The following is a 26,615-nucleotide window of genomic DNA, read 5'->3' as shown; positions in this document are numbered from 1 at the left end:
CGCCCTGCCTTCCTGCGTCACGTCTTTACCCGCTTACTGCACGCCATACAACTCGCGCAGGTAGATCGTCGACGTCCGGGTCGTGGCAAAGCTGACGCGCCCGCGCGTGCTCGGCAGCCAGGACGGCGACTTCATCTGCACCAGCACGCTGCCCACGTTGGTGGCGCCGGGCGCGGCCAGCCAGAAGGTACCGGCGCCGCGGTTACCGAGGGTAATGGCCTGGGACGAGCCGGCCTTCACGATGCCGGCGTTGCCGGTGCGGCAGTTGTCGACGTTCTGGGCATCCCTGGCGGGTTCGACCGTGGTGCGGTTCAGGTTGCGCCGGCACGAGGTATAGACGGCGTCGCCCGGTGCGATGCTCACCGGCGGCGGCACCGCCTCGTCGGCCCAGCTGTGGTTGATCCAGGCGCTGCCGGTCCAGTACTGGGCCTGCAGGCTGAGCGGCGTGCGCTGGGTATTCGCGCCCTGGGCGCTGCCGACGTTCAGGCGGCCGTTGATGATCATCAGGCCATCTTCCTCGGACTGGATCGCCGGCGGACGCTTCGACGACACCGTCTGCGCCGTGGCGTAGCCGGCTACCTGCTCCTGCGATTCGGCGCGCAGGTAGACCGCCGTCGGCGCGCTCCAGGCCGTGCTGGCCGGCTTGTCGGCGTCGAAGGGCACCGCCAGCGTGTAGGTCGGCGACGCCAGCAGCGTGGCGTCGCTCGGGTTGGGGCTGGTGGCAATCGCCGCGAGGGTGCCGCCGACGGCTGCCGCGCCGCCCTTTGCCGCCGCTGCGCTCAGCGTGACGGGCTTGCGCCAGGCGCCAGTGAAGTTCTTCAGCGGCTGGCCCTCGCCGATGGCGTTGAAGGCCTTGACCTCGACATCGAAGTTTTGCCCCGAGTAGGCAGCCCCATTCACCGGGCTTGGCGCCGCCTCGCAGTTCATCGCCGCCTGGCAGGCCAGCGGCGTCGTCACGGTGGTGGTGTAGTAGGCCGGATAGAAGCGGCCGACCACGACCGGTGTGCCGCCGACCGCGCCGCTGCCCAGGTAATCGGTAAGTCCCGGCTCCAGGTTGATGGCGCCCACTTCGCTGTAGTTCAGCTGGGCCGAGAACACGTTGCCGTTTTTTGACTGGTTCGACCAAGCGAGCTTGCCGGCATCGGCCATGGGCGCCGAGGCAACGGCCGCCGTGGTGTGGCTGAAGTTCAGCTGCGGCACTGTCTTTTCCTTGCCAAAGCTCGGCGCCAGGGTCTTGCCGTCAGCGAGCAAGGCCACGACCTCGACATTGAAGTCTTCACCCGCCTTGGCAAAGCCCGTCCCGTCGGGATTGTTCACCTTCGGATTGGCGCCGCCGGCAGCGTTGGTGATGTTACGGGTCTCCACGCGCAGGGGCCGCGCCACGAACGACTCCGTGGCCGCCGTCTTGCCTGCGGCCAGCAGGTTCAGCTGCACGCTGCCGACGTCGGCATAGCCGAACACGGCCTGCGGCGGGATGGCGGCGCCGGCCGTGTTGATGGCAGCGGATGCCTTGCCTGACGCGAACTTCATGTTGACCGAACTCGACCAGGAAGAAGCCGCCGTGGCAGACGGCACCGCCCCGTTTGGCGTACACACGGGCAGCGTGGCGCCGGCATAGCTGGCGCCCACCGTGCCGGTCGCCGGGTCCAGGCAGCTCAGGCTGAACTGCATCGGCACCGTCGTTTCCTGGGTGCTGCTGAGGGCGATCGCCTTATTGCCGCTCACCGCCGTCACGTAGATGGCGGCGCTGGCGCCGCCCGTCATCGTCGCGTCGTACAAGGGGCAGGCCGGGGTATCGATGATCGCGTTCGCGTCGCACGGCTTTGAGGTAAAGCGGTAGCCCGAAGCCGATACCGTCGGCGCGGTGGCGGTCGCGGTATCGCTGGCGGTATTGTTGTTGGCGTTGTTGTCCGAGGTGCCGGTCACCTGGGCGGTGTTGGTCAGGCTGCCGGCCTGGGTCACGCTCGCCGTCAGGACCAGCGGCGCCGCATTCGTGTTCGGCCCCATCGAGGCTTTATAGGTACAGGTCACGACCTGGCCGCTGTTCGAGCAGGTCCAGTTGGTGCCGGTGGCGGACACGTAGCTCATGCCGGCCGGCAGGGTGTCGACCACCGTCACCGGCCCGGCCTCGGTGTAGGGGCCGTTGTTCGTCACCTGAAGCGTGTAGGTGGCCTTGCCGCCGACCTGCAGCGCACCGGCGGCGCGCGTCATCGCGATCGACAAATCGGACACCGGCAGCGTCGGCACCACCAGGATCTCGGCGTTCAGCAGCACCAGGTCCTGGCCGGCGCGGTAGGTGGTGGTCACGGTGGGCGCGTAGAAGATCCACTGCACCACCTCGGTATCGTAGACGTCGAAGTCGATGCCGTAGGAGTTGGCGTCACGGTTGACGCTGCTCTTCGAGTTGAACTGGTTGCCGGCCGGGTTCATGTCGTCGCTCAGCTCCTTGCCTTCGAAGATCAGGGCCTCGCCGTCGGACAGCAGGCTGGCGTCGCCCTCCCAGCTGATGTAGCCGATGCGCGCCTTTTCGCGCGTCGGCAGCCACGGCGTGGGCCAGCGGAAGTTGGTCGCCGTAACCGTGTACTCGCTGTTCTGCAGGTAGCGGAAGCCTTCGTACAGGTTCAGGATGCGCTCGTCCTCGCTCGGATGCCCATACACCACCAGCAGCGAAAAGCCGCCCAGCACGGCCTGCGACGCGCACCAGGGGCTGCCGGTCGATACCGTCAGGCCGGAGAAGGTATAGCTGCCGCTGCCCTTGGCCTTGACGATGTCGGTGACGTCGGCCGCACCGCCGAAGAAATTCAGGCCGTTGCCGACCGTGGCCGACGAATACTTGCGCGTCGCGGTGACCGTCTTGCCCTCCAGGACGACGCTGTTGTCGGCGCTGTTGCCGGAACCGGCCCAGTAGAGCTGGGCCGACAGCACCGTGGCGCCGGACGGCATGGTCAGCGTGGCGCTGCGGTTGGTGGTCGAGCCATACACCGAGCAGGCATCCCTGCTGTTGCTGTTGGAACGGATCGTGGCCTGGGTGCCGGTGAAATTGATGGCGCCGTTAAAGGTCTGGGTCAGCGCCATCGCCGTGTCCGCGCGCGCCGGAGCCAGCATGGCCAGCAGCATGACGAGCATGGCCAGCAGGCGCAGCAGGCCAGCCCGCACCGCGCTCACAGCTGCACCTCGATCACGCGCTCGACGTAGTCGCGGCTGTTGGTCGGGGCCGGGCAGGCATTGCCGCCCGTAGTGCAGGCGGTGGCGCGGATGGTCCAGCGGCTCAGGTCGATGTTCGGATTGTCCGAGACCGGCCCCGGCGTCATGGTGCAGACCACGGTCACCACGAAGCCGGCCATGGTCGAGCCGGCCGGCAGCGCGAACGAATCGGTGCGGCTGGCGGCTGCGCTGCCGGGCGGGCAATAGGCGGCGCCTTCGGTGGAGCGCCGGAACACGGCCCATTCCACGCCGGCGCGGGCGGCCTGGTAGGCGCGCGCGCCCTGCTCGTCGAGCGCGCCGGACTGGCGCTGGGCGCCGAAGATCGAGACCATGGCCGTGGCCAGGCCGGCCAGCACCACCAGCAGGAAGATCGCGGTCACGAGACCGGCGCCGGCGGCGCCGCGGCGCGAAGGAACAGGCATCGTTTGCTGCATCATGGCGTATTGTCCACGCGGACCTGGTGCACGAGGCGCACGGCGGGGTCGGCGATGTTACGGGTGCGCAGCGACAGCGACATCACCACCAGGCCGGCGCGGCTGGAGGCGGCGGTTTCGTTGCGGAACAGATTGGCGCAAGTGGCCACGCGCGCCGCCAGCATCGCGGGCTGGACGCCGGCGGGCGGCACCGTCATGGCGGCATTGATCGCATACCCGGCATAGCGGCGCAGCATGAAGCCGCCGCCCGGCGCCGCCTCGCATACGTAGGACACCGGCCCCTCCACCACCTGGAAGCGCGCGTCCGGCGACGGCATCGGCGCCGGCTGGTCGGCGAAGCGGTTTCTCTCCAGCGTAACCAGGGCATTCTCGGCGCCGGCGGCGGCGCCAATTGCCACCACCGACAGGGTCGGACTCGGGTTTTCGTAGGCGTCGGCGCCGGGCAGGCCGAGGTTGAACACGGCGATCTGGTTGCCGCGCTCGATGTTCGCCGCCAGGCGCCCGACGACGGTAAAGCTGCGGCCGGCCGCACTCGTGTCGGTGAACGACAGCGGCGTGCCGCTCTGCGCCTCGTCCTCGGCCGCCAGGTAGCGCCCGCCGGTGCGGGTGAGCAGGAATTCGATGGCGCTGCCGGCCGCGTTCACGCGCACGCTGTTCGGCAGCGCCAAGCGGATGTCGCGCGCCATGCGGCGCAGCGCCAGGTCGGCTTCGTCGGTGGCCTCGGCGCGCGCCACGGCATCGACGTAGCCCTGGATCGGGGCGCGGATGAAGACCGCGACGATCGCACCCAGGATGCCGATGATGACGATCACCATGATCGCCTCGACCAGGGTGAAGCCGCGCTGGGCGGCAAGGGTGAGCGTGCGGCGCATCACTGGAACCCCGGGCGCGCATAGCGCATGCGGTAGGCGTCCAGCACCACCGGCGCATCGCCGCCGAAGGCGACGGTGACGCGGATGCGCAGCACCGGCGTGTTGGCGGCCGTGCCGCTGGCAACCCCGTAGCCGCCCAGCTGGGCCGGCGAGACGGTGAGCGTGGCGGTGTAGCCGTCGACGCCGATCGGCTGGCCCGAGACGTCGGTCAGCACGCCGGCCGCATTGTTGAAGGCGTTGGTCGCCACGTTCGGCGCGGTCACGTAGTCGTTGACGTTGTCGAAGGGACGCGGATTCACGGGTTCCGGCGCCACCTGCCCCCAGTTCTCGCGCACGGCGCACTGGGTCGGATCGGTCTGGGTATCGAAGTCGGCCGAACTCGGGTCGCACAGCGTGAAGCCGGCCGAACGCACTTCTTCCAGCAGGCCCTCGGCGATCATCAGCGCCTGCTTGCGACGCAGCGGGTCGGCGCTGTTGGCGGTGGTGATGCGCATGACGGCGATGATGCTGGCCAGCGCCACCGAGACGATCACGATGAACATGATCAGCTCGATCATGGTCACGCCACGCTGGCGGCGCGGGAACCGCGCCTCAGAAGACATAGCCGGTCTCCGGGGCGACGCTGACGGTACGGGTGTTGCCGCCGCCGGACAGCGTGAAGGTCAGGCCGCCAAAGGCCGCCGCGTTCGGGTTGTTGAACGGCTGGCCGAGCGAATTGAAGCCGAAGAAGGTGATGGCGGGGTTGGCCCCGGCCGTGATATTGGCGGGCCGTCCTTCGCACATCCAGGTGCGCGAATTGCAGGCGGCGCGGGTGGCGGCCGAATCGCTGTTCTGGCCCGCGGGAGCCAGGACCTGGTTCGGCACGCTGCAGGGATTCTCGTTGGCGAAGCAGAGGCCGGCGCTGTTCGGGCCGAGGACCACGAACACGTTGCGGTGCTGGGCGATGGCGGTCTTCTGGCCGTAGCGCAGGATGTTGCGCAGCTGCTCGGTGGCGGTTTCGGTATCGTAGACCGTGCGGTCGAAAAAGCGCGTGATCGCCAGCGCCGACAGGATGCCGACGAGGACGATCACGATGATGAGTTCCACCATGGTGAAGCCTTGGTAGAACTGGCGGGTGCGGAAGCGGCCGTGACTGGATGCGCGGTTCAATTCGACGTGCACGCCAGCCACTTTATGCAGGGATTACTGGCAGTCGTTGACGCTGCCGACGACAGCAATGGTCGGCGCCGTGTTGACAGCGGTGGCAGGCGTGTAGGTCACGTAGCATTTGACGGCGGTAGCGCTGTCCTTGAAGCTGTTCGGGACGATCGCGATCGAACCGGTCGCCACCACCGGACGCTTGTCGGTCGCGGCGCCGACCGTGTACACGGTGTAGTCGGTCGACAGGCCGGCGGCTTGCATCAGGCCGTCAGTGGCTTGCGTGCCGGCGGCGTTGACGATGGCCGGGTAGCCCGAGTTCATATCCATCGACACGGAAGCGCCTTCGACGTTCTGGATAGCGTTCGGAGTCAGCAGGTGACGGCCATGCGTCATGGCGGCAGTTGCGGCCAGGGCACCCTTTGCGGCGTTCAGGCTGGCCAGGCGGGCATCGCCGCTCAGGTTGGTGAAGCGCGGCAGTGCGGTGGCAGCCAGGATGCCAAGAATGACGATCACGACGATCAGTTCGATCAGGGTGAAGCCGCCTTGGGCCGATTTGATGCTCTTGTTCATTACGTTTCTCCGAGTTAAAAAATGTGCGGGGGAACCGCTGGTATAAAGCTGCTTAATTCATTGCTGCAGCGGCCGGCTGGCTGTCGATTTCGACCAGGTCCAGGCCTTCGGTGACCTCGCTCCGTATTTCTGGTTTAACCGGATTGGGCACGCGAAGCAATTCTACCTTGAACCTGAGAAATTTCGGTGTTTCAGCAGAAAAACTTTTTGATGATGCCGATAGGTAAACCAGGGTCGAATTTGCCTTATCGAAGTACCAATTCCCCTTCCGAAGTTCGGATTCGTTGGGAGAATAATATTCACCGAGGTAGTTTTTTGGTCGATCTGCCAACCAATCCATGGGGTTTTCTTGTGCGACCGCCAATAAAGCGCCCTGCCCGCCCTGCGATATCGCCCGCGCCGAGCGCACAGCCAGGCCCGTCCGCAGCGAACCGATGAGTTGTTTCGCCGCAACGTACTCGGATTCGCCCACATACGGAACGAGGCGATTCAGCAAGACACCGGCCACCAGGCTGAACACGACGGCGACGACCGCCAGTTCCAGCATCGCAAATCCGCTCACCGTGCCCACTGCGCCCGCCCGCCACGCCTGCGCCGTGCCGCTGTGCCGTCGTGCGCTCATTGCCGGTGCAGGGCCGCCTGGCCCAGGTCCCAGATCGGCAGGAAGATCCCGAGTGCCATGATCAGGACCATCACGCCGAGGAAGGTGATCAGGATCGGCTCGATCTGGGCCGACAGCGTCTTCAGTTCGTAGTCAACCTCGCGCTCGTACATCAGCGCGATCTCGTCCATCAGGTCGTCGAGCGAGCCGGTTTCTTCGCCGACCGCGATCATCTGCAGCACGATGGGCGTGAACACGTTGGCGGCAGTCGAGGTGCGCAGGATGCTTTCGCCGCGTTCCACGCCGTCGCGCATCTGCTCGATGCGTGCGGCAAGATAGGCGTTGTCGGCGGTCTGGGCCACCACGGTCAGGGCCTGCACCACCGGCACGCCCGAGCGCATCGACAGCGAAAAGCTGCGCGCAAAGCGCGACATCGTCGATTTATGGATGATCTTGCCGGCGATCGGCAGGCGCAGCTTGTAACGGTCCCAGTCGTAGCGCCCTTTAACCGAGCCGGCCCAGGCGCGGAAACCGAAGAAGCCGCCGATGGCGATTGCCAGCAGCAGCGGCCAGTAGTCGAGCGTGAAGCGCGAGGTCGCCATCAGGATGCGCGTCATCAGCGGCAGCTCGGTGTGCAGGCTCTCGAACACCTTGGCAAAGGCCGGGATCACGAACACGTTCACGATAATCATCGCGATCACCATGGCGATCACGACGAAGCTCGGGTAGCGCAGCGCCGTCTTCACGCGGTCCTTCATGTCGCGGTCGAATTCGAGGTGGTCGAACAGGCGCAGGAAGACTTCTTCCAGGCGCCCGGTCATTTCGCCCACGCGCACCATCGACAGGTAGAAGGTGGAAAACGCTTCCGGGTGGCGCCGCATGGCGGCGGACAGCTCGCGCCCCGAGTCGAGCGACTCGCGCAGGTCCTTGATCACGCGCCCGAAGGCGGGGCTGGTGGACGATTCCTGCAGGCCGCCCAGGCCGCGCATGATCGGCACGCCAGATTTCAGCAGCGTGTGCATCTGGCGGCTGAACAGCTGCACGTCCATCGAGCCCACAGGCTTTTCGCGCAGGCGGCCCCACCAGGAATCCGGGGCGCCGCTGTTGCTCGTGGCCTTGCGCGTGGTGGGCACGATCTCGACCGGCGTGACGCCGGTGCCGAACAGCTGGTCGGCCACGGCGCCGCTGTCGGCCGCTTCCAGCACGCCCTGCATCAGCTCGCCGCGTGTGTTGCGGCCCTTGTAGGCATAGAAGGGCAACTCAATCCTCCAGCTGGTTACTGATGCGCATCGCCTCGGCCACCGTGGTGCGGCCCTGCACCGCCAGCTGCACGCCGTGGCGGCGCAGGGTTTCACCGGCCATCTCGGCATGCGCCACCTTCAGGAAGTGGGCCGGATCGGGGTGGTTCGCGGCATCGGTCACGGCGCGCGTCATCTCCAGCAGTTCGTAGACGCCGGTGCGTCCGCGGTAGCCGGTGCCGTTGCAGTGCGGGCAGCCTTTGCCGTGGAAGAACTGGGCCTGCTCGGCGAAATCGCCCAGTTCCGGGCGCAGCCAGGTGCGCTCGGCCGGGGTCGGCGCGTAGGGCGTGCTGCAGCTTTCGCAGATCACGCGCACCAGGCGCTGGGCCAGCACGGCCTGCAGCGAACCGCCCACCATGTAGCGCGGCACGCCCATGTCCATCAGGCGCAGCGGGGTGCTGGCGGCATCGTTGGTGTGCAGGGTCGAGAGCACCAGGTGGCCCGTCATGGCGGCGCGCAGGCCGATCTGGGCGGTTTCCTGGTCGCGCATCTCGCCGACCAGCACGATGTCCGGGTCTTGCCGCAGGGCCGAACGCAGCACGCGCGCGAAACTCAGTTCGATCTTCTCGTTCACCTGCACCTGGTTGATGCCCTGCAGGCGGTATTCGACCGGGTCCTCGACGGTGATCAGCTTCTTTTCCACCGAATTCAGTTCGGCCAGCGCGCTGTACAGCGTCGTGGTCTTGCCGCTACCCGTGGGCCCGGTCACCAGCACCAGGCCGTTCGGGCGCTGCACCACGGCGCGGAAGCGCTCCAGCATCTTCCTCGGCATGCCGATCGATTCCAGGCGCAGGGTGTTGCCGGCCTGGTTCAGCAGACGCATGACCACCGATTCGCCGTACTGGGTTGGCATGGTCGAGATACGCACGTCGATGCGCTGGTTCTTCACCTTCATGGCAAAGCGGCCATCCTGCGGCAGGCGCTTTTCCGAGATATCCAGGTCGGCCATCAGTTTCAGGCGCAGCGCCAGCGGGGTGGCGATCTTGATGTCGGCCTCGGTCTGCAGGTGCAGCACGCCGTCGATGCGGAAGCGGATCTGCAGGCGCCCTTCCTGCGGCTCGATGTGGATGTCCGAGGCGCGCACCTGGGCGGCGTCGTCGAACACCGATTGCAGGAGCTTGACCACCGGCGCTTCTTCCAGCCCGGTATTCGCGGTCATGGCGCCGAAGTCGACGAAGGTCTCGGCGACGTCGGCCTCGACCTCGCGCGCGAAGTCGCTGATCTCGCCGGTGCGGCGGTAGATGCGGTCGATCGTGTGCAGGACCTCGGTCTCGTTGACCACGGCCAGCTCCACACCCTTCTTCAGCAGGCGCGCGATCTCGTCGTAGGCGAACAGGTCGGTCGGGTCGGACACGCCGACCAGCACCGTGTTCGGACGGTCTTCCAGCACCAGCGCACGGAAGCGGCGCGCGGCCGTTTCTGGCAACAGGCGCACCAGCTGGTCGCTGATGTTGTAGAACTTCAGGTTGATGTAGGGAATGTCCAGCTGGCGCGCCAGGGCGCCGGAAATCTGTTCCTCGGTCACGAAACCGTTCTCGACGAACACCCGGCCCAGCTTGCGTCCGGTACGCTTCTGGTCGGCCAGCGCCTGGTTCAACTGCTCTTCCGACAACAGCTTCTGCTGGATCAGCACTTCACCGAGTCGAATCTTTTCCGGCCTTGCCATGTCACCCCTTGCGATTGATCTGGAAATGGGGAGTTATTCTAAGGCAGAACCGGACAATATTTACCGATGGAATTTATTTCTGTGGCCCGGATGCCTCGCTCAGCGGTTTGATGCGTGTAAGATAAGCAAGAGATGCGTGGTCCGGTCCGTATCATCCGGCCTGCGGCCTCGACCGTACGGTGGGCACGCCGTGCCCACGCGGTTACGTGTTGCTCCGCAGTCCGCTGCCGTGAGGCGTCGCTCGAAACGCGTGCAACGGACGATGCCGTGTCCGGGCTGGATGTTTGTGGGCGAGTCATCACGGCCAGCGGTGCACGCATGAGCACGTAACCGCGTGGGCACGGGGTGCCCACCGTACGTTTTCATGCGCCACGTCCGTCGATTCAATCCATGGAGTTGCAGATGCCAGAACCCACCAATGCGCGCCGCCGCATTTTCCTGATGCGCCACGGCAGCGTCACCTACTTCGACGCTGCCGGCAAACCGGTCCTGCCCGAGCAGGTCCCCCTCAACGACGAAGGCCGTTCCCAGGCCGATGCCGCCGGCGCCGCCTTTGCCGCCGCCGACGTCCACTTCGACCGCGTGATCGTCTCCGGCCTGCCCCGCACCGTCGAAACCGCCGAACGCGTGCTCGCCGTCACTGGACAAGACATCGCCCTCGACGTCTGGCCCGAACTCCACGAGATCAAGGGCGGCCGCCTTTCCACCATCCCATCTGCGGACCTGAAGCGCGCCTTTACCGGCGTCTTCGAAGGCCTGGTGAATCCCGAACAGCGCTTCCTCGGCGGCGAATCGGTCGGCGAGATGATGGACCGCGTCCACCCCGCCATCGACAGGCTGCGCGAAGACCCGGACTGGGACACCGTGCTGCTCGTCCTGCACGGCGGCGTCAACTGCGCCATCCTCTCGCTCGCCCTCACCGGCCAGCGCCTGTTCCTGGGCGGCCTGGCGCAAACGGCCGGCTGCATCAACGCGCTTGACGTAGGCCAGGACCGCGCCGACTGGGTGGTGCGCTTCGTGAACCACGTGCCGCCCGCCCCGCTCCAACTCGGTTCACGCCTGACCACGATGGAACAGCTGTTCATGCAATACGGGCGCGCCCGGTAAGGTTCGGTTCGCCTGGCAAAACACGTGAAAAAATAACAAAACAAATAGCACGATCGTGCATTTCATCGGCTAGAATCACCCGACAACAACACAGGAGGAGACGCCAGTGTACGAAGAAATGATGGGCACCAAGCCGGTGTCCGATGGCCAGAAATTCGATGTCGACGCGCTGGCCGCCTGGCTGCGCGCACACGCCCCGGGCTTCCCGGACGGCCCGCTCGAGGTCGAGCAGTTCAAGGGCGGGCAATCGAACCCGACTTTTAAACTACGCGCCGGCGGCCAACAATATGTACTGCGCACCAAGCCCGGCCCGGCCGCCAAGCTGCTGCCTTCCGCCCACGCCATCGACCGCGAATTCCGCGTGATGCAGGCCCTGCATGGCGCCGGCTTCCCGGTGCCGCGCCAGATCGTGCTCTGCACCGACGAATCCGTGATCGGCCGTGCCTTCTTCCTGATGGAATGCGTCGAAGGCCGGGTGCTGTGGGAGCAGTCGCTGCCCGGCATGTCGAAGGAAGAACGCGGTGCCATCTACGACGAAATGAACCGCGTGATTGCCCAGCTGCACACGATCGACTACGCCGCGATCGGCCTGGCCGACTATGGCAAGCCCGGCAATTACTTTGCGCGCCAGATCGAGCGCTGGACCAGGCAATACCAAGCCTCGGTCACGGAACCGATCGAGGCCATGGACCGCCTGATCGAATGGCTGCCGCAAAACATCCCGCCCGGCGAAGACACGTCCATCGTCCACGGCGACTTCCGCCTGGATAACCTGATCTTCCACCCGACCGAGCCGCGCATCCTGGCCGTGCTCGACTGGGAACTCTCGACCCTTGGTCATCCGCTGGCGGACTTTTCTTATCACTGCATGAGCTGGCACATCCAGCCCGGTAAATTCCGCGGCATCGCGGGCCTCGACCTGGAAGAACTCGGCATCCCGAGCCTGGAAGACTATGTGCGCCGCTATTGCGAGCGCACCGGCAAGACCATCCGCCCCGAGGATTTCAATTTCTATCTCGCCTACAACATGTTCCGCCTGGCCGGCATCATGCAGGGGATCATGAAGCGCTACGTCGACGGCACCGCATCGAGCGCGCAGGCGCTGCAGAACGGCAAAGCCGCCCGTCCCATGGCCGAGATGGCCTGGCAATTCGCGAACCGCCCGTCGTCCAACAACTGAGAGAGCCCCATGGATTTCGATTATTCCGACCGCTGCAAGGAACTGCAGACCCGCCTGCTCGCCTTCATGGACGAGCATATCTACCCGAACGAAAAAGCCTACAAGGAAGAAGTCGACCGTAACGGGGCCGCCGGCAACCGCTGGGTGCCGCTTGACCTCATCGAACGCCTGAAGCCGCTGGCGCGCACACAGGGCCTGTGGAATCTGTTCCTGCCGAAGTCGCCGCGCGCACCGGAAGGCCTGTCCAACCTCGACTACGCCCCGCTGTGCGAAATCATGGGCCGCGTGTCCTGGGCGCCGGAAGTGTTCAATTGCTCGGCGCCCGACACCGGCAACATGGAAACCCTGGAACGCTACGGCACCGAGGAACACAAGGCGCGCTGGCTGGAACCGCTGCTGCGCGGCGAGATGCGCTCGGCCTTTGCCATGACCGAACCGGACGTCGCTTCCTCGGACGCGACCAACATCGCCACCCGCATCGAACGCGACGGCGAGGAATATGTCATCAACGGCCACAAATGGTGGATTTCCGGCGCGGGCGACCCGCGCTGCCAGATCTTCATCGTGATGGGCAAGAACGACCCGAACGCGGCGCGCCACCAGCAGCAGTCGATGATCCTGGTCCCGGCCGATACCCCGGGCGTGACCATCAAGCGCCCGCTGCCGGTATTCGGCTACGACGACGCCCCGCACGGCCACTGCGAGATCACCTTCGAGAACGTGCGCGTCCCGGCTTCGAACATGCTGCTCGGCGAAGGCCGCGGCTTCGAGATCGCCCAGGGCCGCCTGGGGCCGGGCCGCATCCACCACTGCATGCGTTCGATCGGCGTGGCCGAGCGCGCGCTGGAACTGATGGTCAGGCGCCTCGACAGCCGCGTCGCTTTCGGCCGCAAGATTTCGGAACAGGGCGTGTGGCGCGAGCGCATCGCCGAGTCGCGCATCCGCATCGACACTGCGCGCCTGCTGACCCTGAAGGCGGCCTGGATGATGGACAAGGTCGGCAACAAGGGGGCCCAGGCCGAGATCGCCATGATCAAGGTGCTCGGTCCGAACGTGGCCCAGCAGGTGCTGGACTGGGCGATCCAGGCCCACGGCGCCGGCGGCGTGTCCGACGACTTCCCGCTCGCCTACCAATGGGCCGGCAACCGCACGCTGCGCCTGGCCGACGGCCCGGACGAAGTACACCGGAATGCAATCGCCAAGCTGGAGCTGGCCCGGTACGCATAACTTTTGTGACAATGGTTGTTGCCTGATGGCGACATTCCCGTCACGATAGCAGTTTCCTAAGGGCAACTTTATTGCCTCAGCAGTAAAGGCTCGGCTACCATGCGAGGAAGCGGCACACCGTGCCGCCTCAACCCGGATGGCCGCTTGTTCCCCTTTTCCAGTCACGCCCTGCCTTCGATCCGCTCGAAGCTGATCGCCCTCGTACTCGCCTGTGTCCTGCCGCTCGTGCTGGGCTACATCGCGTTCGTGTACGATGCCGGCCAGCGCGAGCGCGTGCACGTTGCGCGCGACGCCGCCACCGTGGCGCGGGTCCTCACCGCGGCCCTGGACCGCGAGCTCGACAGCGCCGGCTCGGCCGCGCGGGTGGCGGCGGCCTGGCCGACCCTGGCGCCCGAGACCCTGGGTGCCTTCCACGCGCATGCGCGCGAACTGCTGCGCCCGGAATTCCCCGTGATCGCCTTTGTCCTGGCCGGCGCCGACGGCCAGGCGCTGCTGAGCACGCGCCAGCCCTTCGGCCCGCGCCCGCCGCAGGCCAACCTGGCCGCGATCCGCAAGGTGCTCGACCGCGGCGACGCCGTCACCTCCAGCCTGTACAGCCCGGGCGTGGGCCAGTCGCCGGTGGTCTCGACCGAGGTGCCGGTCTGGCGCGCCGGCAAGGTGCAGTACGTGCTGTCGGCCCAGATCCGCCCGCGCCGCATCGCCGATCTGCTGGCCGCCCAGCAACTGCCGGAAGGCTGGGTGGCGGAAGTCTTCGACACCGGGGGCCTGGTGGTGGCGCGCAACATCGACCACGCGCGCTACCTGGGCGGGCGCATGAACGCGGCACTGGCGGCGGCAATCGGCCACGGCCCCGAGGGCGCGGTCAAGCTGGCCGGGCGCGAGGGCGAGCCGGACTGGTACTCGGTGTATTCGAAATCCGACCAGCATGGCTGGACAGTAGCGGTCAGCTATCCCGACAATGCCGCGCGCGAGCTGCTGGGCAGCACCCTGCCGGCCACGGTCACCATCTCGCTGGCCCTGCTGTCGCTCGGGGTGCTGCTGGCCTGGGCCATCGGCGGCTCGATCGCGCGCTCGGTTCGCGGGCTGAGCGGGCCGGCGGCGGCCCTGGGGCGCGGCGAGCCGCTGCGCCTGGCCGCGCCCACGATCCGCGAAACCGCGGTGGTGAGCGACGCGCTGCGCCAGGTCGAAGGCGAACTGCTGCGCTACCGCAGCGACCTGGAACAGGCGGTGACCGACCGCACCGTCGAGCTGCAGCGCCTGAAGGCGCGGGTGGAAACCGTATACGCCACCGCGCCGGTGGGCCTGTGCTTCCTCGACCGCGACCTGCGCTTCGTGATGATCAACGAGCACCTGGCCTCGATCAACGCGGTGCCGGCGGCCGACCACATCGGCCACACCCTGCCCGAGCTGCTGGGCGAGATCGGCCTCGAGTTCGAGGAAGCCTACCGCCGCGTGCGCGAAACCCTGCGCCCGCTGCGCGACATCGAGACCAGCGGCGAGGTGCCGGCCCATCCCGGCGCGACGCGCTCCTGGCTGACCAGCTATTACCCGGTCTTCGGCGCGGCGCACGAACTGGTCGGCATCAATGCGGTGGTGATCGACATCACCGAACGCAAGCTGCTGGAGCGGCGCAACCGCGACAACGAAGAGATGTTCCGGGTGCTGTTCGAAGCCTCCGGCGACGCCCAGGCCCTGCTCGCCTACAACGCCAACTTCATCAGCGCGAATGCGGCCGCCGCCAGCCTGTTCGGCTACGCGACGGTCGAGGAATTCATGGACCTGTCGCCGGCCGGCGCCTCGCCCGAATTCCAGCCGAACGGGCGCCGGTCCGAGGACATGGCCCTGGAGCTGATGCGCCAGGCGCTCGACAAGGGCGGCACGCAGTTCGAATGGGTTCACCGGCGCCGCGACGGCAGCAACTTCCACGCCGACGTCAAGCTCACCGCCCTCGACGTCGGCGGGCGCGGCATCATGCAGGTGACGATCCGCGACATCAGCGCCCGCGTGGCCGCCGATGCCGCCCTGCGCGCAACGAGCGCCCAGCTACGCGAGCGCGAGCAGTTCATCCGCACCGTCACCGACAATTTGCCGGCCCTGGTCAGCTACTGGGACGCCGACGCGCGCCTGCGCTTCGCCAACCGGCCCTGCCTGGACTGGCTGGGATGCACGGAAGAACAGGCCATCGGCCGCCACGCCGCCGACCTCATCGCGCCCGAGCACATGGCCTGCTTCGCACCCTACCTCGACGGCGTGCTGGCCGGGCAGCCGCAGCGCTTCGAGTGCGAACTGCCGACGCCGGCAGGCCAGCCGCAGCGCGAGGCGATCCACGTCTGGGGCAGCTACCTGCCCGACTTCGACGCCGACGGCCGCGTGCGCGGCGCCTACAAGCTGCACATGAACGTGACCGACCTGAAGCACACCGAGAGCCGCCTGGTGCTGGCCCTGCGCCAGGCCGAGGGCGCCAGCCGCGCCAAGACCGAATTCCTCGGCAACATGAGCCACGAAATCCGCACGCCGCTGAACGCCATCATGGGCCTGGCGCGCGTGCTGGAAGAAGCACCGCTGGGCGCACGCGAGCGCGGCCATGTGGCCCACATCACGGCCGCCTCGAAGTCGCTGCTGGCCCTGCTGAGCGATCTGCTCGACTATGCCCGCATCGAGTCCGGCGCGCTGCCGCTGGAACACCTGCCCTTCCGCCTCGACAGCACGCTGCAGAACCTCGCCCTGCTGGCCGCGCCGCAGGCCTGGAGCAAGGGCGTCGAGCCAGTGTTCGCGGTGGCGCCCGGCATGCCCGAGCAGTTGCTGGGCGACCCGATGCGCCTCGAGCAGATCCTGCTGAACCTGGTCGGGAATGCCGTGAAATTCACCGAGCGCGGCGAAGTCGTGCTCGCGGTCGAGATCGTGCACCGCCAGGACGACTGCCTGCGCCTGCGCTTTGCCGTGCGCGACACCGGCATCGGCATCGAGCAAGGCGTGCAGCGCGAGATCTTCGAACCCTTCACCCAGGGCGACAGCTCGACCAGCCGCAAGTACGGCGGCGCCGGCCTCGGGCTGTCGATCGCGCGCCGCCTGGTGGCCATGATGGGCGGCGAACTGTCCCTGGCGAGCAGCCCCGGGGCCGGCGCCCTGTTCAGCTTCGAGCTCGATGCCGGCATTGCCGAGCCGATGGCCGCGCCCTGCGGCGCCGCCTTGCGCGTGCTGGTCGCCGACGCCAACGACACGGCCGGCGCCGCCCTGGCGGCCCAGCTGGCCGGCTTCGGCTGGGACGTGGCGCGCGCGGCCGGCGGTATCGAGGCCCTGGCCCTGCTGCGCGAAGCGCCGCGCTTCGACCTCGCCTTTATCGACGCCGCCCTGCCGGACCTCGACGGCGCCACCCTGCTCGCCTATGCCCGCGCCGAGGCGGCCGCAAGCGGCTGCACGCTGCCGCCGGCGGCCCTGCTCTCGGGCGATCCGGGCAAGGATGGCCTGGGGCACCCGGTGCTGGCCAAGCCGTTTACGCGCACCGACCTGCGCGAGGTGCTGGCCGTGCTGCGCAGCGGCGATGGCACGGACAGCGCGCCCGCACCTGTGGCCGCGCCTGTATCCGCGCCTGTGCCTGTGCCTGTGCCCGCATCGATGCCTGCCTCTGTGCCCGCATCTGTCTCCACACCTGCGCCGGCGCCGCTGGCGGCGCGCCTGGCCGGCCTGCGCGTGCTGGTGGTCGAGGACAACCCGGTCAACCAGGAAGTGGCGCACCACGTGCTGGCCCATGCCGGCGCGATTGCCGATGCCGCCGCCAACGGCCGCATCGCCGTCGACAGGCTGGCCGCCGGCGCGCGCTACGACGCCGTGCTGATGGACTTGCAGATGCCGGTCATGAACGGCTTCGAGGCCAGCGCCGCGATCCGCGCCCTCGGGCTCACCGGCCTCCCGATCGTCGCCATGACCGCCAACGCCATGGAGGAAGACCGCCAGCGCGCGCTCGAGGCGGGCATGGACGCCCACCTGCCGAAGCCGATCGACGTCGACGAGCTGGTGGCCACGCTGCTGCGCGTGACGGGCCGCGCCGCGGACGGCGCGGCAGCAGGCGGCGCTGAACTTGCCCCTCCTGCCCTTCCTGCTCCTGCCGCCCTTCCGGCAGCGGAACTGGCGGGCATCGACCTGCGCGCGGTCCTACCGCGCTTCGGCGGCAGCTTCGCCGCCTTTGCCTCGGTATTGCGGCGCTTCGGCCAGACCCAGGGCGGCGCCGGCGACGCGATCCGCGCCGCGCTGGCATCCGGCAGGCAGGGCGAGGCCGGCCAGCTGGCGCACCGCCTGCGCGGCGTGGCCGCCAACCTCGGCGCCGACGCCCTTGCCGGCCAGGCCCGGCTGCTGGAACAGGCCTTGCGCGACGGCGCCGACCCGGCCGCGCCCCTGGCCGCCCTCGACGCCGCACTGGACACCGTGCTGGCCAGCGCGAACTGTCTCGATGACGCCGGCCACGAAGCCAGGCCGGACGCCCATCCCGCGCTGCCCGGGGCGGCGCTGGACGCGGCGCTGGCGGACCTGCTCCAGCTGCTCGGGCAAAACAACATGAAGGCAATGGCCGCCTTTGCGGCGCTGCGCGCGGGCCTGGCGGACCGGCTGGAGCCCGGCGAGCTGGCGGCGCTGGACGAGGCGATCGGGCTGCTGCGTTTCGAACGGGCCGCGCGCCTGGTGCAGGCTATACTGGACGCAAAAGGAGACGCATGAGCTGGACCGATCTGGCCCTGAACGGGCGCATCCTGGTTGTCGACGACGCCATGGAAAATATCCAGATCCTGCACGCCGCGCTGCAGGACGAGCACGAGGTCCTGTTTGCGCTGGACGGCGCCAGGGCCCTCGATCTGGCGCGCGCCCAGCGTCCGGACCTGATCCTGCTCGACGCCGTGATGCCCGACATGGACGGCCACCGCGTGCTGGCCGCGCTGCGCGCCGAGATGTCCACGCGCGACATCCCGGTGATCTTCGTGACCGCCCTCTCCAGCCCGGAAGACGAAACCGGCGCCCTCGAGGCCGGCGCGGCCGACTTCATCAGCAAACCGGTGAACGCGGCGGTGGTGCGCGCCCGCGTGCGCACGCAGTTGACGGTAAAGCGCCAGGCCGACGCCCTGCGCGCCCTGACCCTGACCGACAGCCTGACCGGGGTGGCGAACCGGCGCGCGTTTTCGCAGCGCATCGAGTCCGAATGGCGCCGCTGCAACCGCGCCCAGCTGCCGATGGCGCTGATCCTGGCCGACATCGACCACTTCAAGATGTACAACGACCGCTACGGCCACCAGGCCGGCGACGCCTGCCTGGAACAGGTGGCGCGCGCCATGGCGCGCACCGCGGGCCGGGCCCAGGACCTGGTGGCGCGCTACGGCGGCGAGGAATTCGCGATCCTGCTGCCCCAGCTCGACGCCGCCGGCGCCGAGCGCGTGGCCCAGCGCCTGCTGGCCGAGCTGTCCGGCATGGCAATCCCGCACGCCGCCTCGCCGACCTGCCCGGTGCTGACCGCGAGCATGGGGATCGCGGCCGTGGTGCCGGTCGTGGGGCAGACCAGCGCGGCGCTGATCCGCGCGGCGGATGCGGCGCTGTACGAGGCCAAGGCGGCGGGAAGGAACCGGTATCGGGTAGCGGCTACGTCCTGAATCGCTTTTCTGGTTCCTGACTTCGACCGGGCCAGCGAGCGACATTTCCAGGCCGCCGTCCACCGGACACGCACGTACCGCGTGGGCACGGAGTGCCTAGCGCGGCCCGGCCCACCCTACGGTAGCAGCCGCAGGCCGAAACACGCACTGGGCCTGCGGCCGGGTCCGTAGGGTGGGCACTTTGTGGTACTGGCATTTAGCCAGCCCCACTACCCACGCGGTTACGGACATATCCACTCCCGTTGACCGCCCCGTAGCCAACACGCGGCGTTCGCCTCTGCGCTCAAGCGTCCGACACCGCTGTTCCCATTTCTGACTTCGATCGCGCCAGCGAGCGGCATTCCCGGGCCGCGGTCCGTCAGCCCGCCGGCCGCCGCTTGAACATCGCCATCCCCTCGATCGTGCACACGGTCTCGCCATGCTGGTTGGTGGCCACCCAGCTGGTCCACACCACGCCGCGGTCGGGCTTCGAGTTCGAGGCCTTGACCTGTTTCGTCACGTGGCGCAGCGACAGGGTGTCGCCGGCGCGCACCGGCAGCAGCCAGCGCACGCCGTCCAGGCCGGGCGACCCCATGCTGGTTGAGGCGAAAGGCATGCCGTCGACCACCATGCGCATCATCATCGCGCAGGTGTGCCAGCCGCTGGCGATCACGCCGCCGTAGATCGAGCCGCTGGCCGCTTCGCGGTCGACGTGGAAGGGCTGCGGATCGAACTGGCGGGCGAAATCGATGATCTCTTCCTCGCTCACGGTGCGCGAGCCGAGTTCGATCTCCTGGCCCGGGGTGAAATCTTCGAAATACCAGTCGCCTGTCAGGTCGGTCCTCATGCTGCCGCTCCTTCGGTCGTGTCGTCGCTGAAGCCCGGCTGGGCGATGAAGCGCGCCAGGTGGTGGTCGGCGTCGCCGAGTGTCAGCTCGATGCTGGCCAGGCGCTTGAAGTAATGCGCGGCCGGCAGTTCGTCGGTCACGCCCATGCCGCCGTGCAGCTGTACCGCCTGCTGGCCGATAAAGCGCGCGGCCAAATTGATGCGGTACTTGGCGGCCGAGACGGCGCAGCGCCGCTCATTGGCATCGCCGGAACCCAGCCTGACCGCGGCCAGCAGCGCCATCGAACGCGCCTGCTCCAGGTGAATATACATGTCGGCCATGCGGTGCTGGAGGGCCTGGAACTTGCCGATCGGGGCGCCGAACTGCTGGCGCGTCTTCAGGTAGTCGAGCGTGGCCTCGAAAATGGCTTCCATGGCGCCGACGGCTTCCGCGCACAGCAGGCCGGCGCCGTAGTCGAGGGCGGCGTCGAGGATGGGCCAGCCCGCGCCCGGCGTGCCGATGACGGCGCCGGCATCCACACGCACCTTGTCGAACACGACATCGGCGGCGCGCAGGCCGTCCAGGGTGCGGTAGCCGGCGATGCGCACGCCGGCCGCGTCCACCGGTACCACGAACAGGCTGATGCCTTCCTCGGCGCGCTGCTCTCCGTACCGTTCACCCGTCATGCGCGCCGAGACCACCAGCATGCCGGCTTGCGCGCCATGCAGCACGACTTTCTTTTCGCCGTTCAGGACGTAGCCGTCGCCATCGACCATGGCCTGCATGGCGATATCGCGCATGTCGTGGCGCGACTGGCGCTCGCCCAGTGCGCAGGCCAGTTTCAGCTCGCCGCTTGCCACCTGTTCCAGCAGCGCGGCGTGCCCGCCGCCCAGGCGCAGGAACTCGGCGCCAAGGACGGTGGCGAAATACGGTTCGACCACCAGGCCGCGGCCCAGCTCCTGCATCACCACGAACATGTCGACGGCGCTGCCGGCAAAGCCGCCCTGCGCTTCCGGCACCGGCAGCGCCGTCATGCCGAGTTCGGCCAGGGTGGCCCAGGCGGCATCCGACACGCCGGCCTCGGAGTGGATGATGGCCCGGCGCGCCTCGAAGTTGTAGTCGCGCGCGATCCAGCGCTTCAGGGCGTCGGCGAACTGGGTCTGCTCGGGATTGAAATTGAAGTCCATGTTCCTCTCTCCTTACAGACCCAGGATCATCTGGGTGATGATGTTGCGTTGGATTTCGTTCGACCCGCCGTAGATCGAAGTCTTGCGGTAGTTGAAGTAGTACGAGGCCAGCGGCGCCGCGTCGTCGTCGTCGAACACGCTGTGCTCGTTCGCACCGTCGAGGTAGGCCGGGTCGAAGGGCAAGGCCATCGGACCCACGGCTTCGACCATCAGTTCGGTCAGCATCTGCTGGATCTCGGTGCCGCGCACCTTCAGTACCGAGGCTTCCGGTCCCGGCGCCTTGTCGGCTTTCGCCAGCACGCGCAGCACGGTCATCTCGAGCGCCATCAGCTCGATTTCCAGGCTGGCGACCTTGGCGGCGAACAGCGGGTCCTCGATCAGCGGCTTGCCGTTCCTGCTTTCGCGTCTGGCCAGGCCCTTCAGGAAAGCGAGTTCGCGCTTCGAGCGGCCGACGGCGGCAATCCCGGTGCGCTCGTGGCCGAGCAGATACTTGGCATAGGTCCAGCCGCGGTTTTCCTGGCCCACCAGGTTGGCGGCGGGCACGCGCACGTTGTCGAAGAAGACTTCGTTCACTTCGTGGTCTTCGTCGAGCATGATGATCGGGCGCACGGTGATGCCGGGGCTGTGCATGTCGATCAGCAGGAAGGAAATGCCCTCCTGCTTGCGCACGCCGGTGTCGGTGCGCACCAGGCAAAAGATCATGTCGGCGTGCTGGGCCAGCGTGGTCCAGGTCTTCTGGCCATTCACGATGTAGTGCTCGCCCTCGGCGTCGATGCCGCGCACGGCCGTGGTCTTGAGCGAAGCCAGGTCGGAGCCGGCGCCGGGCTCGGAATAGCCCTGGCACCACCAGTCCTCGCAGGACAGGATGCGCGGCAGGTAGTAGGCCTTCTGTTCCGGGCTACCGAAGGCCATGATCACCGGCGCCACCATGTTTACGCCGAAGGGCATGATCTGCGGCGTGCCGGCGCGGGCGCATTCTTCCTCGAAGATATGGCGCTGGGCCGGGGTCCAGCCGGGGCCGCCGAACTCGACCGGCCAGCCCGGCGCCACCCAGCCTTGCGCGGCCAGGATCTTGTGCCAGCGTACGCTGTCTTCCTTGCTCAGGCGCAAGTGGCTGCGCACCTTGTGCTGCAGGTCCGGCGGCAGGTTCGCGGCCAGGAAGGCCCGTACTTCGCTGCGGAAGGCCAGCTCTTCGTCAGAGTAATTCAGGTCCATTCTGTCTCCTTGTTATTGTCGCGCGGACGCAAAAAAGCACGACCGTTCACCGAGGATTGTACCTGAAACGCTGGCGACTTAAATAACAAAAGGGCGCTCCCGGTGGGGAACGCCCTTTTTGCTGTTGCAGTAGACCGGGATTACTTCGCCGGCTTACTTCGCGCGGCGGCGACGCAGTGCGCCAACACCCATTGCGCCTGCCAGCAGCAGAGCAATGCTCGATGGCTCCGGCACTTCGGCGGCAGCCGGTGCGGTAACGACCGGATCGGCAGCAACCGGCACCTGGACTGGCTCGGCTGCGACCGGAGCGATCACGGCTGGCGCTGGCGATTCGACAGCAACGCTTGGTGCGGTGACGCTTGGTGCGGCAACGGCGGACGAAGCGGCAACGGCGCCGCCGGTGACAGCCCAGCCGGTCAGGGTGCCTGGGTGACGGGCGGTTTGTGCTTGTGCTGCACCGGCGGTGACGAGCAGGGCGGCAATGACGAGGTGACGAACTTGCATGGTTGCTCCTTCTTATTGAGAGTGACTGTGATAAATATTACAACAGCAAGATCATGCTATCACAACCATAAAAAGGGCTTGTTTCGATTGAATTCATTCCAAACGGAAATGAAAATGACTAATTTTCTTTTCCTTTTGGAATTTCTTTCCTTTTGGAATGTGCGCTACCTCACATAAATACGCCTAAAGATTGATTCTTTATTAATCAGTATTTCCGGGTTTTATCATTTGGCAGAAACAAGAAAGCCGCCCCGGATCGCTCCGGTGCGGCTTTGGATATTCCAGGAAGCGCTGGACCGCGGCGCCCCTACTTACGGCTTGACTGGCGCCATGTACGGCATGACGCGCGACGCCATGCGGGTGTCGGTCTTGAGCATGCCGGCTTCGTCGGCCAGGATGTGGGCGGCTTCCTGGAGCAGCACGTCCTTCGCGTCTTTGGCCGCCTTTTCCGCCGCCAGCTCGGCCGACAGTGCGCGCTCGTCGCCCTGCAGGCCATCGTCCTGCTGCGGCGTGTTGCGTGCGGCAACCACGGTCTTGGCCGGTTTCGTCGGCGTCGGCACCTTGCTGCGCGCTTCCTTGCCGCCCGGCGCTGCCGCCGGCTCGTCGGCCGTTGCATCCTTGCCTGCGGCCAGGCGCGCTTCGCGGGCCTTGGAACGGGCGTCCTGGGCATCGCGCTCCTTGCGGCGCACGGCTTCGTTCAGCGAGATCGCGTTTTCCTTGCGGATCTTCATGACTTCCGCCATGTCCTCGCGCAGGTCGGCGAAGTCCTTGTCCTTCGCGATACGTGCCTCGTGGCGTTTCTGCAAGGGGTCGACCAGTTCCTTCAGGTTACCCAGCGGGACATAGGTCGCCGGCTTGATCGACACCCAGGGCAGCGCATTGCCGAACGAGGACTCGCCGAAGTGCTCGGTATCCGACAGCACCGGCAGCTTGATGTCCGGCGTCACGCCGCGCAGCTGGGTGGTGCCGCCGTTGATGCGGAAGAACTGGGCGATGGTCATCTTCAGTTCGCCGTAGCGCACCTTGTCGGACTGCGAGAAGCGGTCGAGGTCGAGCAGGGTCTGGACCGTGCCCTTGCCGAAGCTCGGTTCGCCGATCACCAGGCCGCGGCCGTAGTCCTGGATGGCGGCGGCAAAGATTTCCGAGGCCGAGGCCGAGCCGCGGTTGATCAGCACACCCATCGGGCCATCCCAGGCCAGGCCGGGCTTGACGTCGCCCTCGACCTCGATGCGGCCTTCGGCCGTGCGCTGCTGCACCACCGGACCCTTGTCGATGAACAGGCCGGTCAGTTCCACCGCTTCCACCAGCGAGCCGCCGCCGTTGTTGCGCAAATCGATCAGGACGTTGTCGACGCGGTCTTTCTTCAGTTCGCCCAGGATGCGCTCGACGTCGCGGGTGGCGCTCTTGAAGTCCTTGTCGCCCTTGCGGCGCGCCTCGAAGTCCTGGTAGAAGGTCGGCAGCGAGATCACGCCGATGCGGCGGTTGACGCCGTTTTCCTTGACCTCGATGATCGACTTCTTGGCGGCCTGCTCTTCCATGCTGATCTTCTTGCGCACCATGGCCACGGTGATGTGCTTGGCGTCGACGCCGGCGTCGGCCGGGATCACGTCGAGGCGCACGGTCGAGCCCTTCTCGCCGCGGATCAGTTGCACCACGTCGTCGATGCGCCAGCCGAGCACGTCGGTGAATGCACCATTGCCCTGGGCCACGCCGACCACGCGGTCGCCGACCTTCAGCTTGCCGGATTTATCGGCCGGGCTGCCGGGCACGATTTCGCGGATGATGGTGTAGTCGTCGCGCGTCTGCAGCACGGCGCCGATGCCTTCCAGCGACAGGCGCATGGAAATGTCGAAGTTGTCGGCCGAGCGCGGGCCAAGGTAATTGGTGTGCGGCTCGATGGCGGTGGCATACGCGTTCATGAACATCTGGAACACGTCTTCGTTGTTCAGCTTTTTCATGCGCGCCACGTAGTTGGCATAGCGCTTGTCGAGCGTTTCGCGGATGCCCTTGTCGTCCTTGCCGGCGAGTTTCAGGCGCAGCCAGTCGTTCTTGACGCGTTTGCGCCACAGCTCGCGCACTTCGTCTTCGTTCTTCGCCCACGGGGCTTTTTCGCGGTCGAGCTGCAGGGTCTCGTCGGCGGTGAAATCGAACTTCGTCTTGAGCAGGCTGCGCGCGTAGGTCATGCGGTCGGCGAAACGCTGCTGGTAGAGATTGTAGATGGCGAAGGGCTGGCTCAGGTCTTCGTTGTTGATCGCATCGTCGAGCCTGGTGCGCAGCGGCGCATAGCGGTCGAGGTCGACCTGGGTGAAGTAGAGTTTTTCGCCGTCGAGCGCTTCGAAGTAGTTGTCGAAGATCTTCTCCGACATCGCATCGTCCAGCGGCATCGCCTTGTAGTGGTAGCGTGCCAGGACGCGCGAGGCCCACAGGGCAGCCTGGGCCTGGGCCTCGACCGGCTTCATCTGGACGGCGACGGCCTTTTCGGGCTGTGCGGTCACTGCATGCGTCGACATGGCAAAGGCCAGCGCAACCATCAACATCTGCTTCTTCATTTATGCGTTCTCCGAACGTGTACTTGGGTGTCTGCCAGCGCGCCGCAAACCTGTGCAAGGCTTATCCCGGCCGCGCGGACCATTCTACAGGATAGCGCAAGCGCGCAGAGTTGGCTTGTCGAGGATGAGCGGACCAGCTTAAGGTCGCCTTAAGCGGGTATGATCAATTTTTTACAAATTGAAACAGGGGTAAATGCTGCGCGCCGCCGCTTGCATGTCGGGCTGGGCCGCAGAATCTCAAGTACCCCGATCGCAATCGAGGAACCGCACGCACCATGCCCAGGGCCGATTAATCCATGCACGCACCGATTGCCCTCATCATCATCGACATGCAGGAAGGTATGCGCAGCCCTGCCCTGCCGCCGCGCAACAATCCGGCAGCCGAGGAGAATATCGCGCGCCTGCTGCAGGCCTGGCGCGGGGCCGGCCAGCCGGTGATCGCGGTGCGCCACATCAGCCGCTCGCCCGATTCGGTGTTCGCGCCGGGACAAGCGGGCGCCGCTTTCCAGGCCGCCCTGCAGCCGCTGGCGCACGAACACGTGGTCGAAAAGAATGTGCCGGATGCCTTCGTCAACACGGGCCTGGAACGCTGGCTGCACGTGCGCGGCATCCGCCGGCTCGTGCTTGCCGGCGTCAGCACCAACAATTCGGTCGAGGCCAGCGCACGCAGCGCCGGCAACCTGGGCTTCCTGGCCACGGTCGCAGCCGACGCCTGCTTCGCCTTCGAGAAGCGCGACTATGGCGGCAGCTTGCGCAGCGCCGAGGAAGTGCACCTGATGGCGCTGGCGAACCTGGACGGCGAGTATGCGCGGGTCGTCGCGACCGACGCCGTGCTGGACGAGCTGATGCGCGACTAGAGCGCTGGCAGAAGTCCGGGCAGGTGCGCGCGCCAGATCCAGGCGGCCAGCGCCAGCGCGCCCAGCACCAGCCAGGGCCAGGAGCGCGCCGCCAGTTTCCAGTCCACCGGGGATGGCCAGAACGACAGGTATTGCGGCGCCAGGAACACGGCCAGCAGCAGGTCGAGCGGTTCGAAATGCCAGCCGGGCCGGGTGCGCCAGGCCGCCACCAGCAGCGGCACCAGCAGCACCAACAGCGGCGCCAGCGCGGCCGGGGCGGCGTTGTACCAGCGCAGGTTGGCAAAGGTGACGGAACCGAGCTCCCAGACTTTCCCCTTGCGGCGCGGAACCAGGTTCAGCCCCACCGGCTCGGCATTGGTCAGGAGGCCAACGCCGAAGTGCGCCAGCTCGTGGCACAGGGTGCCGGCCGCGGTGAGGACGAAGAAGCCCGGATGGGCGCTGGAGAGCATCCAGAACAGGAAAGCCAGCGCCAGCGAGGGCAGCAGGTAGACCAGGATGTCGGCATGGGTGCACAGGAAGACCGGGGCAATGCTCCCACAGGCGGCAGGCAGGTCCATGCGGCAGGCGGC

At 67.0% G+C, this 26,615-nt stretch carries 21 protein-coding genes; 6 read left to right on the top strand and 15 right to left on the bottom strand.

Going from position 1 to position 26,615, the window contains the following annotated elements; all coding sequences use genetic code 11:
* Positions 1-33 precede the first annotated feature (33 nt).
* Genes LK540_RS02025 through LK540_RS01985 form a run of 9 tightly spaced genes read right to left on the bottom strand, consistent with a single transcriptional unit; the run spans position 34 to position 9,785 of the window.
* The gene (locus LK540_RS02025) at positions 34-3,165 is read right to left on the bottom strand and encodes a DUF6701 domain-containing protein (protein ID WP_229435357.1); all 3,132 of its coding nucleotides are present in this window, start codon (positions 3,163-3,165) and stop codon (positions 34-36) included.
* Entirely contained in the window at positions 3,162-3,641 is a 480-nt protein-coding gene (locus LK540_RS02020) for an agglutinin biogenesis protein MshP (protein WP_229435356.1), read from the bottom strand. Before LK540_RS02020 ends, LK540_RS02025 begins: the two co-directional genes overlap by 4 nt.
* Complete coding sequence (locus LK540_RS02015) at positions 3,638-4,510, bottom strand: type II secretion system protein (protein ID WP_229435355.1); 873 nt, start codon at positions 4,508-4,510, stop codon at positions 3,638-3,640. Before LK540_RS02015 ends, LK540_RS02020 begins: the two co-directional genes overlap by 4 nt.
* Positions 4,510-5,112 carry a prepilin-type N-terminal cleavage/methylation domain-containing protein gene (locus tag LK540_RS02010; protein WP_229435354.1) on the bottom strand — a complete coding sequence of 201 codons (603 nt, stop codon included), beginning with the start codon at positions 5,110-5,112 and terminating at the stop codon, positions 4,510-4,512. Before LK540_RS02010 ends, LK540_RS02015 begins: the two co-directional genes overlap by 1 nt.
* A complete protein-coding gene (locus LK540_RS02005; RefSeq protein ID WP_229435353.1) occupies positions 5,102-5,671 on the bottom strand; it encodes a type II secretion system protein in 570 nt (189 codons plus the stop codon). Before LK540_RS02005 ends, LK540_RS02010 begins: the two co-directional genes overlap by 11 nt.
* A gap of 21 nt (positions 5,672-5,692) precedes the next feature.
* Positions 5,693-6,220: a type II secretion system protein gene (locus LK540_RS25285; RefSeq protein WP_307729144.1), complete on the bottom strand. Its 528-nt coding sequence runs from the start codon at positions 6,218-6,220 to the stop codon at positions 5,693-5,695.
* Positions 6,221-6,272: 52 nt separating this feature from the next.
* Positions 6,273-6,842 carry a type II secretion system protein gene (locus LK540_RS01995; RefSeq protein WP_229435352.1) on the bottom strand — a complete coding sequence of 190 codons (570 nt, stop codon included), beginning with the start codon at positions 6,840-6,842 and terminating at the stop codon, positions 6,273-6,275.
* Positions 6,839-8,080: a type II secretion system F family protein gene (locus LK540_RS01990; protein ID WP_229435351.1), complete on the bottom strand. Its 1,242-nt coding sequence runs from the start codon at positions 8,078-8,080 to the stop codon at positions 6,839-6,841. The genes LK540_RS01995 and LK540_RS01990 overlap by 4 nt, the downstream gene beginning before the upstream one ends.
* 1 nt (position 8,081) lies before the next feature.
* Positions 8,082-9,785 carry a GspE/PulE family protein gene (locus LK540_RS01985; RefSeq protein WP_229435350.1) on the bottom strand — a complete coding sequence of 568 codons (1,704 nt, stop codon included), beginning with the start codon at positions 9,783-9,785 and terminating at the stop codon, positions 8,082-8,084.
* Positions 9,786-10,187: 402 nt separating this feature from the next.
* Between LK540_RS01985 and LK540_RS01980 the strand changes: the two genes are divergently transcribed.
* The 5 genes from LK540_RS01980 (at position 10,188) to LK540_RS01960 (ending at position 18,929) form a co-directional block, all read left to right on the top strand.
* A complete protein-coding gene (locus LK540_RS01980; protein ID WP_229435349.1) occupies positions 10,188-10,892 on the top strand; it encodes a histidine phosphatase family protein in 705 nt (234 codons plus the stop codon).
* Positions 10,893-11,013: 121 nt separating this feature from the next.
* Complete coding sequence (locus LK540_RS01975) at positions 11,014-12,072, top strand: phosphotransferase (RefSeq protein ID WP_229435909.1); 1,059 nt, start codon at positions 11,014-11,016, stop codon at positions 12,070-12,072.
* 9 nt (positions 12,073-12,081) lie between these two features.
* A complete protein-coding gene (locus tag LK540_RS01970; protein WP_229435348.1) occupies positions 12,082-13,299 on the top strand; it encodes an acyl-CoA dehydrogenase family protein in 1,218 nt (405 codons plus the stop codon).
* 144 nt (positions 13,300-13,443) lie between these two features.
* Entirely contained in the window at positions 13,444-18,009 is a 4,566-nt protein-coding gene (locus LK540_RS01965) for a PAS domain-containing protein (RefSeq protein WP_229435347.1), read from the top strand.
* Positions 18,006-18,929 carry a diguanylate cyclase gene (locus tag LK540_RS01960; RefSeq protein WP_229435346.1) on the top strand — a complete coding sequence of 308 codons (924 nt, stop codon included), beginning with the start codon at positions 18,006-18,008 and terminating at the stop codon, positions 18,927-18,929. Before LK540_RS01965 ends, LK540_RS01960 begins: the two co-directional genes overlap by 4 nt.
* Before the next feature lie 358 nt (positions 18,930-19,287).
* Here LK540_RS01960 and LK540_RS01955 read toward each other — a convergent pair whose 3' ends face one another.
* The 5 genes from LK540_RS01955 to LK540_RS01935 form a co-directional block, all read right to left on the bottom strand.
* Positions 19,288-19,755: a MaoC family dehydratase gene (locus LK540_RS01955; protein ID WP_229435345.1), complete on the bottom strand. Its 468-nt coding sequence runs from the start codon at positions 19,753-19,755 to the stop codon at positions 19,288-19,290.
* On the bottom strand, positions 19,752-20,921 hold the full coding sequence (locus LK540_RS01950; protein ID WP_229435344.1) for an acyl-CoA dehydrogenase family protein: 1,170 nt from the start codon (positions 20,919-20,921) through the stop codon (positions 19,752-19,754). The genes LK540_RS01955 and LK540_RS01950 overlap by 4 nt, the downstream gene beginning before the upstream one ends.
* A gap of 12 nt (positions 20,922-20,933) precedes the next feature.
* Positions 20,934-22,136, bottom strand: coding sequence for an acyl-CoA dehydrogenase family protein (locus LK540_RS01945; RefSeq protein ID WP_229435343.1), 1,203 nt, complete (start codon positions 22,134-22,136; stop codon positions 20,934-20,936).
* A gap of 153 nt (positions 22,137-22,289) precedes the next feature.
* Positions 22,290-22,640: a PEP-CTERM sorting domain-containing protein gene (locus LK540_RS01940; protein ID WP_229435342.1), complete on the bottom strand. Its 351-nt coding sequence runs from the start codon at positions 22,638-22,640 to the stop codon at positions 22,290-22,292.
* A 311-nt stretch (positions 22,641-22,951) separates the two neighbouring features.
* Complete coding sequence (locus LK540_RS01935) at positions 22,952-25,189, bottom strand: carboxy terminal-processing peptidase (protein ID WP_229435341.1); 2,238 nt, start codon at positions 25,187-25,189, stop codon at positions 22,952-22,954.
* A gap of 296 nt (positions 25,190-25,485) precedes the next feature.
* Here LK540_RS01935 and LK540_RS01930 point away from each other — a divergent pair, with 296 nt between their 5' ends.
* Complete coding sequence (locus LK540_RS01930; protein WP_229435340.1) at positions 25,486-26,046, top strand: cysteine hydrolase family protein; 561 nt, start codon at positions 25,486-25,488, stop codon at positions 26,044-26,046.
* Here the strand turns inward: LK540_RS01930 and LK540_RS01925 are convergent.
* Entirely contained in the window at positions 26,043-26,603 is a 561-nt protein-coding gene (locus LK540_RS01925) for a hypothetical protein (protein ID WP_229435339.1), read from the bottom strand. The genes LK540_RS01930 and LK540_RS01925 overlap by 4 nt on opposite strands.
* Between the last annotated feature and the right edge of the window lie 12 nt (positions 26,604-26,615).

The organism is Massilia sp. IC2-278 (assembly GCF_020708045.1).
In the GTDB taxonomy this organism is placed as follows: domain Bacteria; phylum Pseudomonadota; class Gammaproteobacteria; order Burkholderiales; family Burkholderiaceae_D; genus Telluria.
The sequence above is the reverse complement of the archived record's forward strand: the minus strand, read 5'-3'. Positions and strand labels throughout refer to the sequence as shown.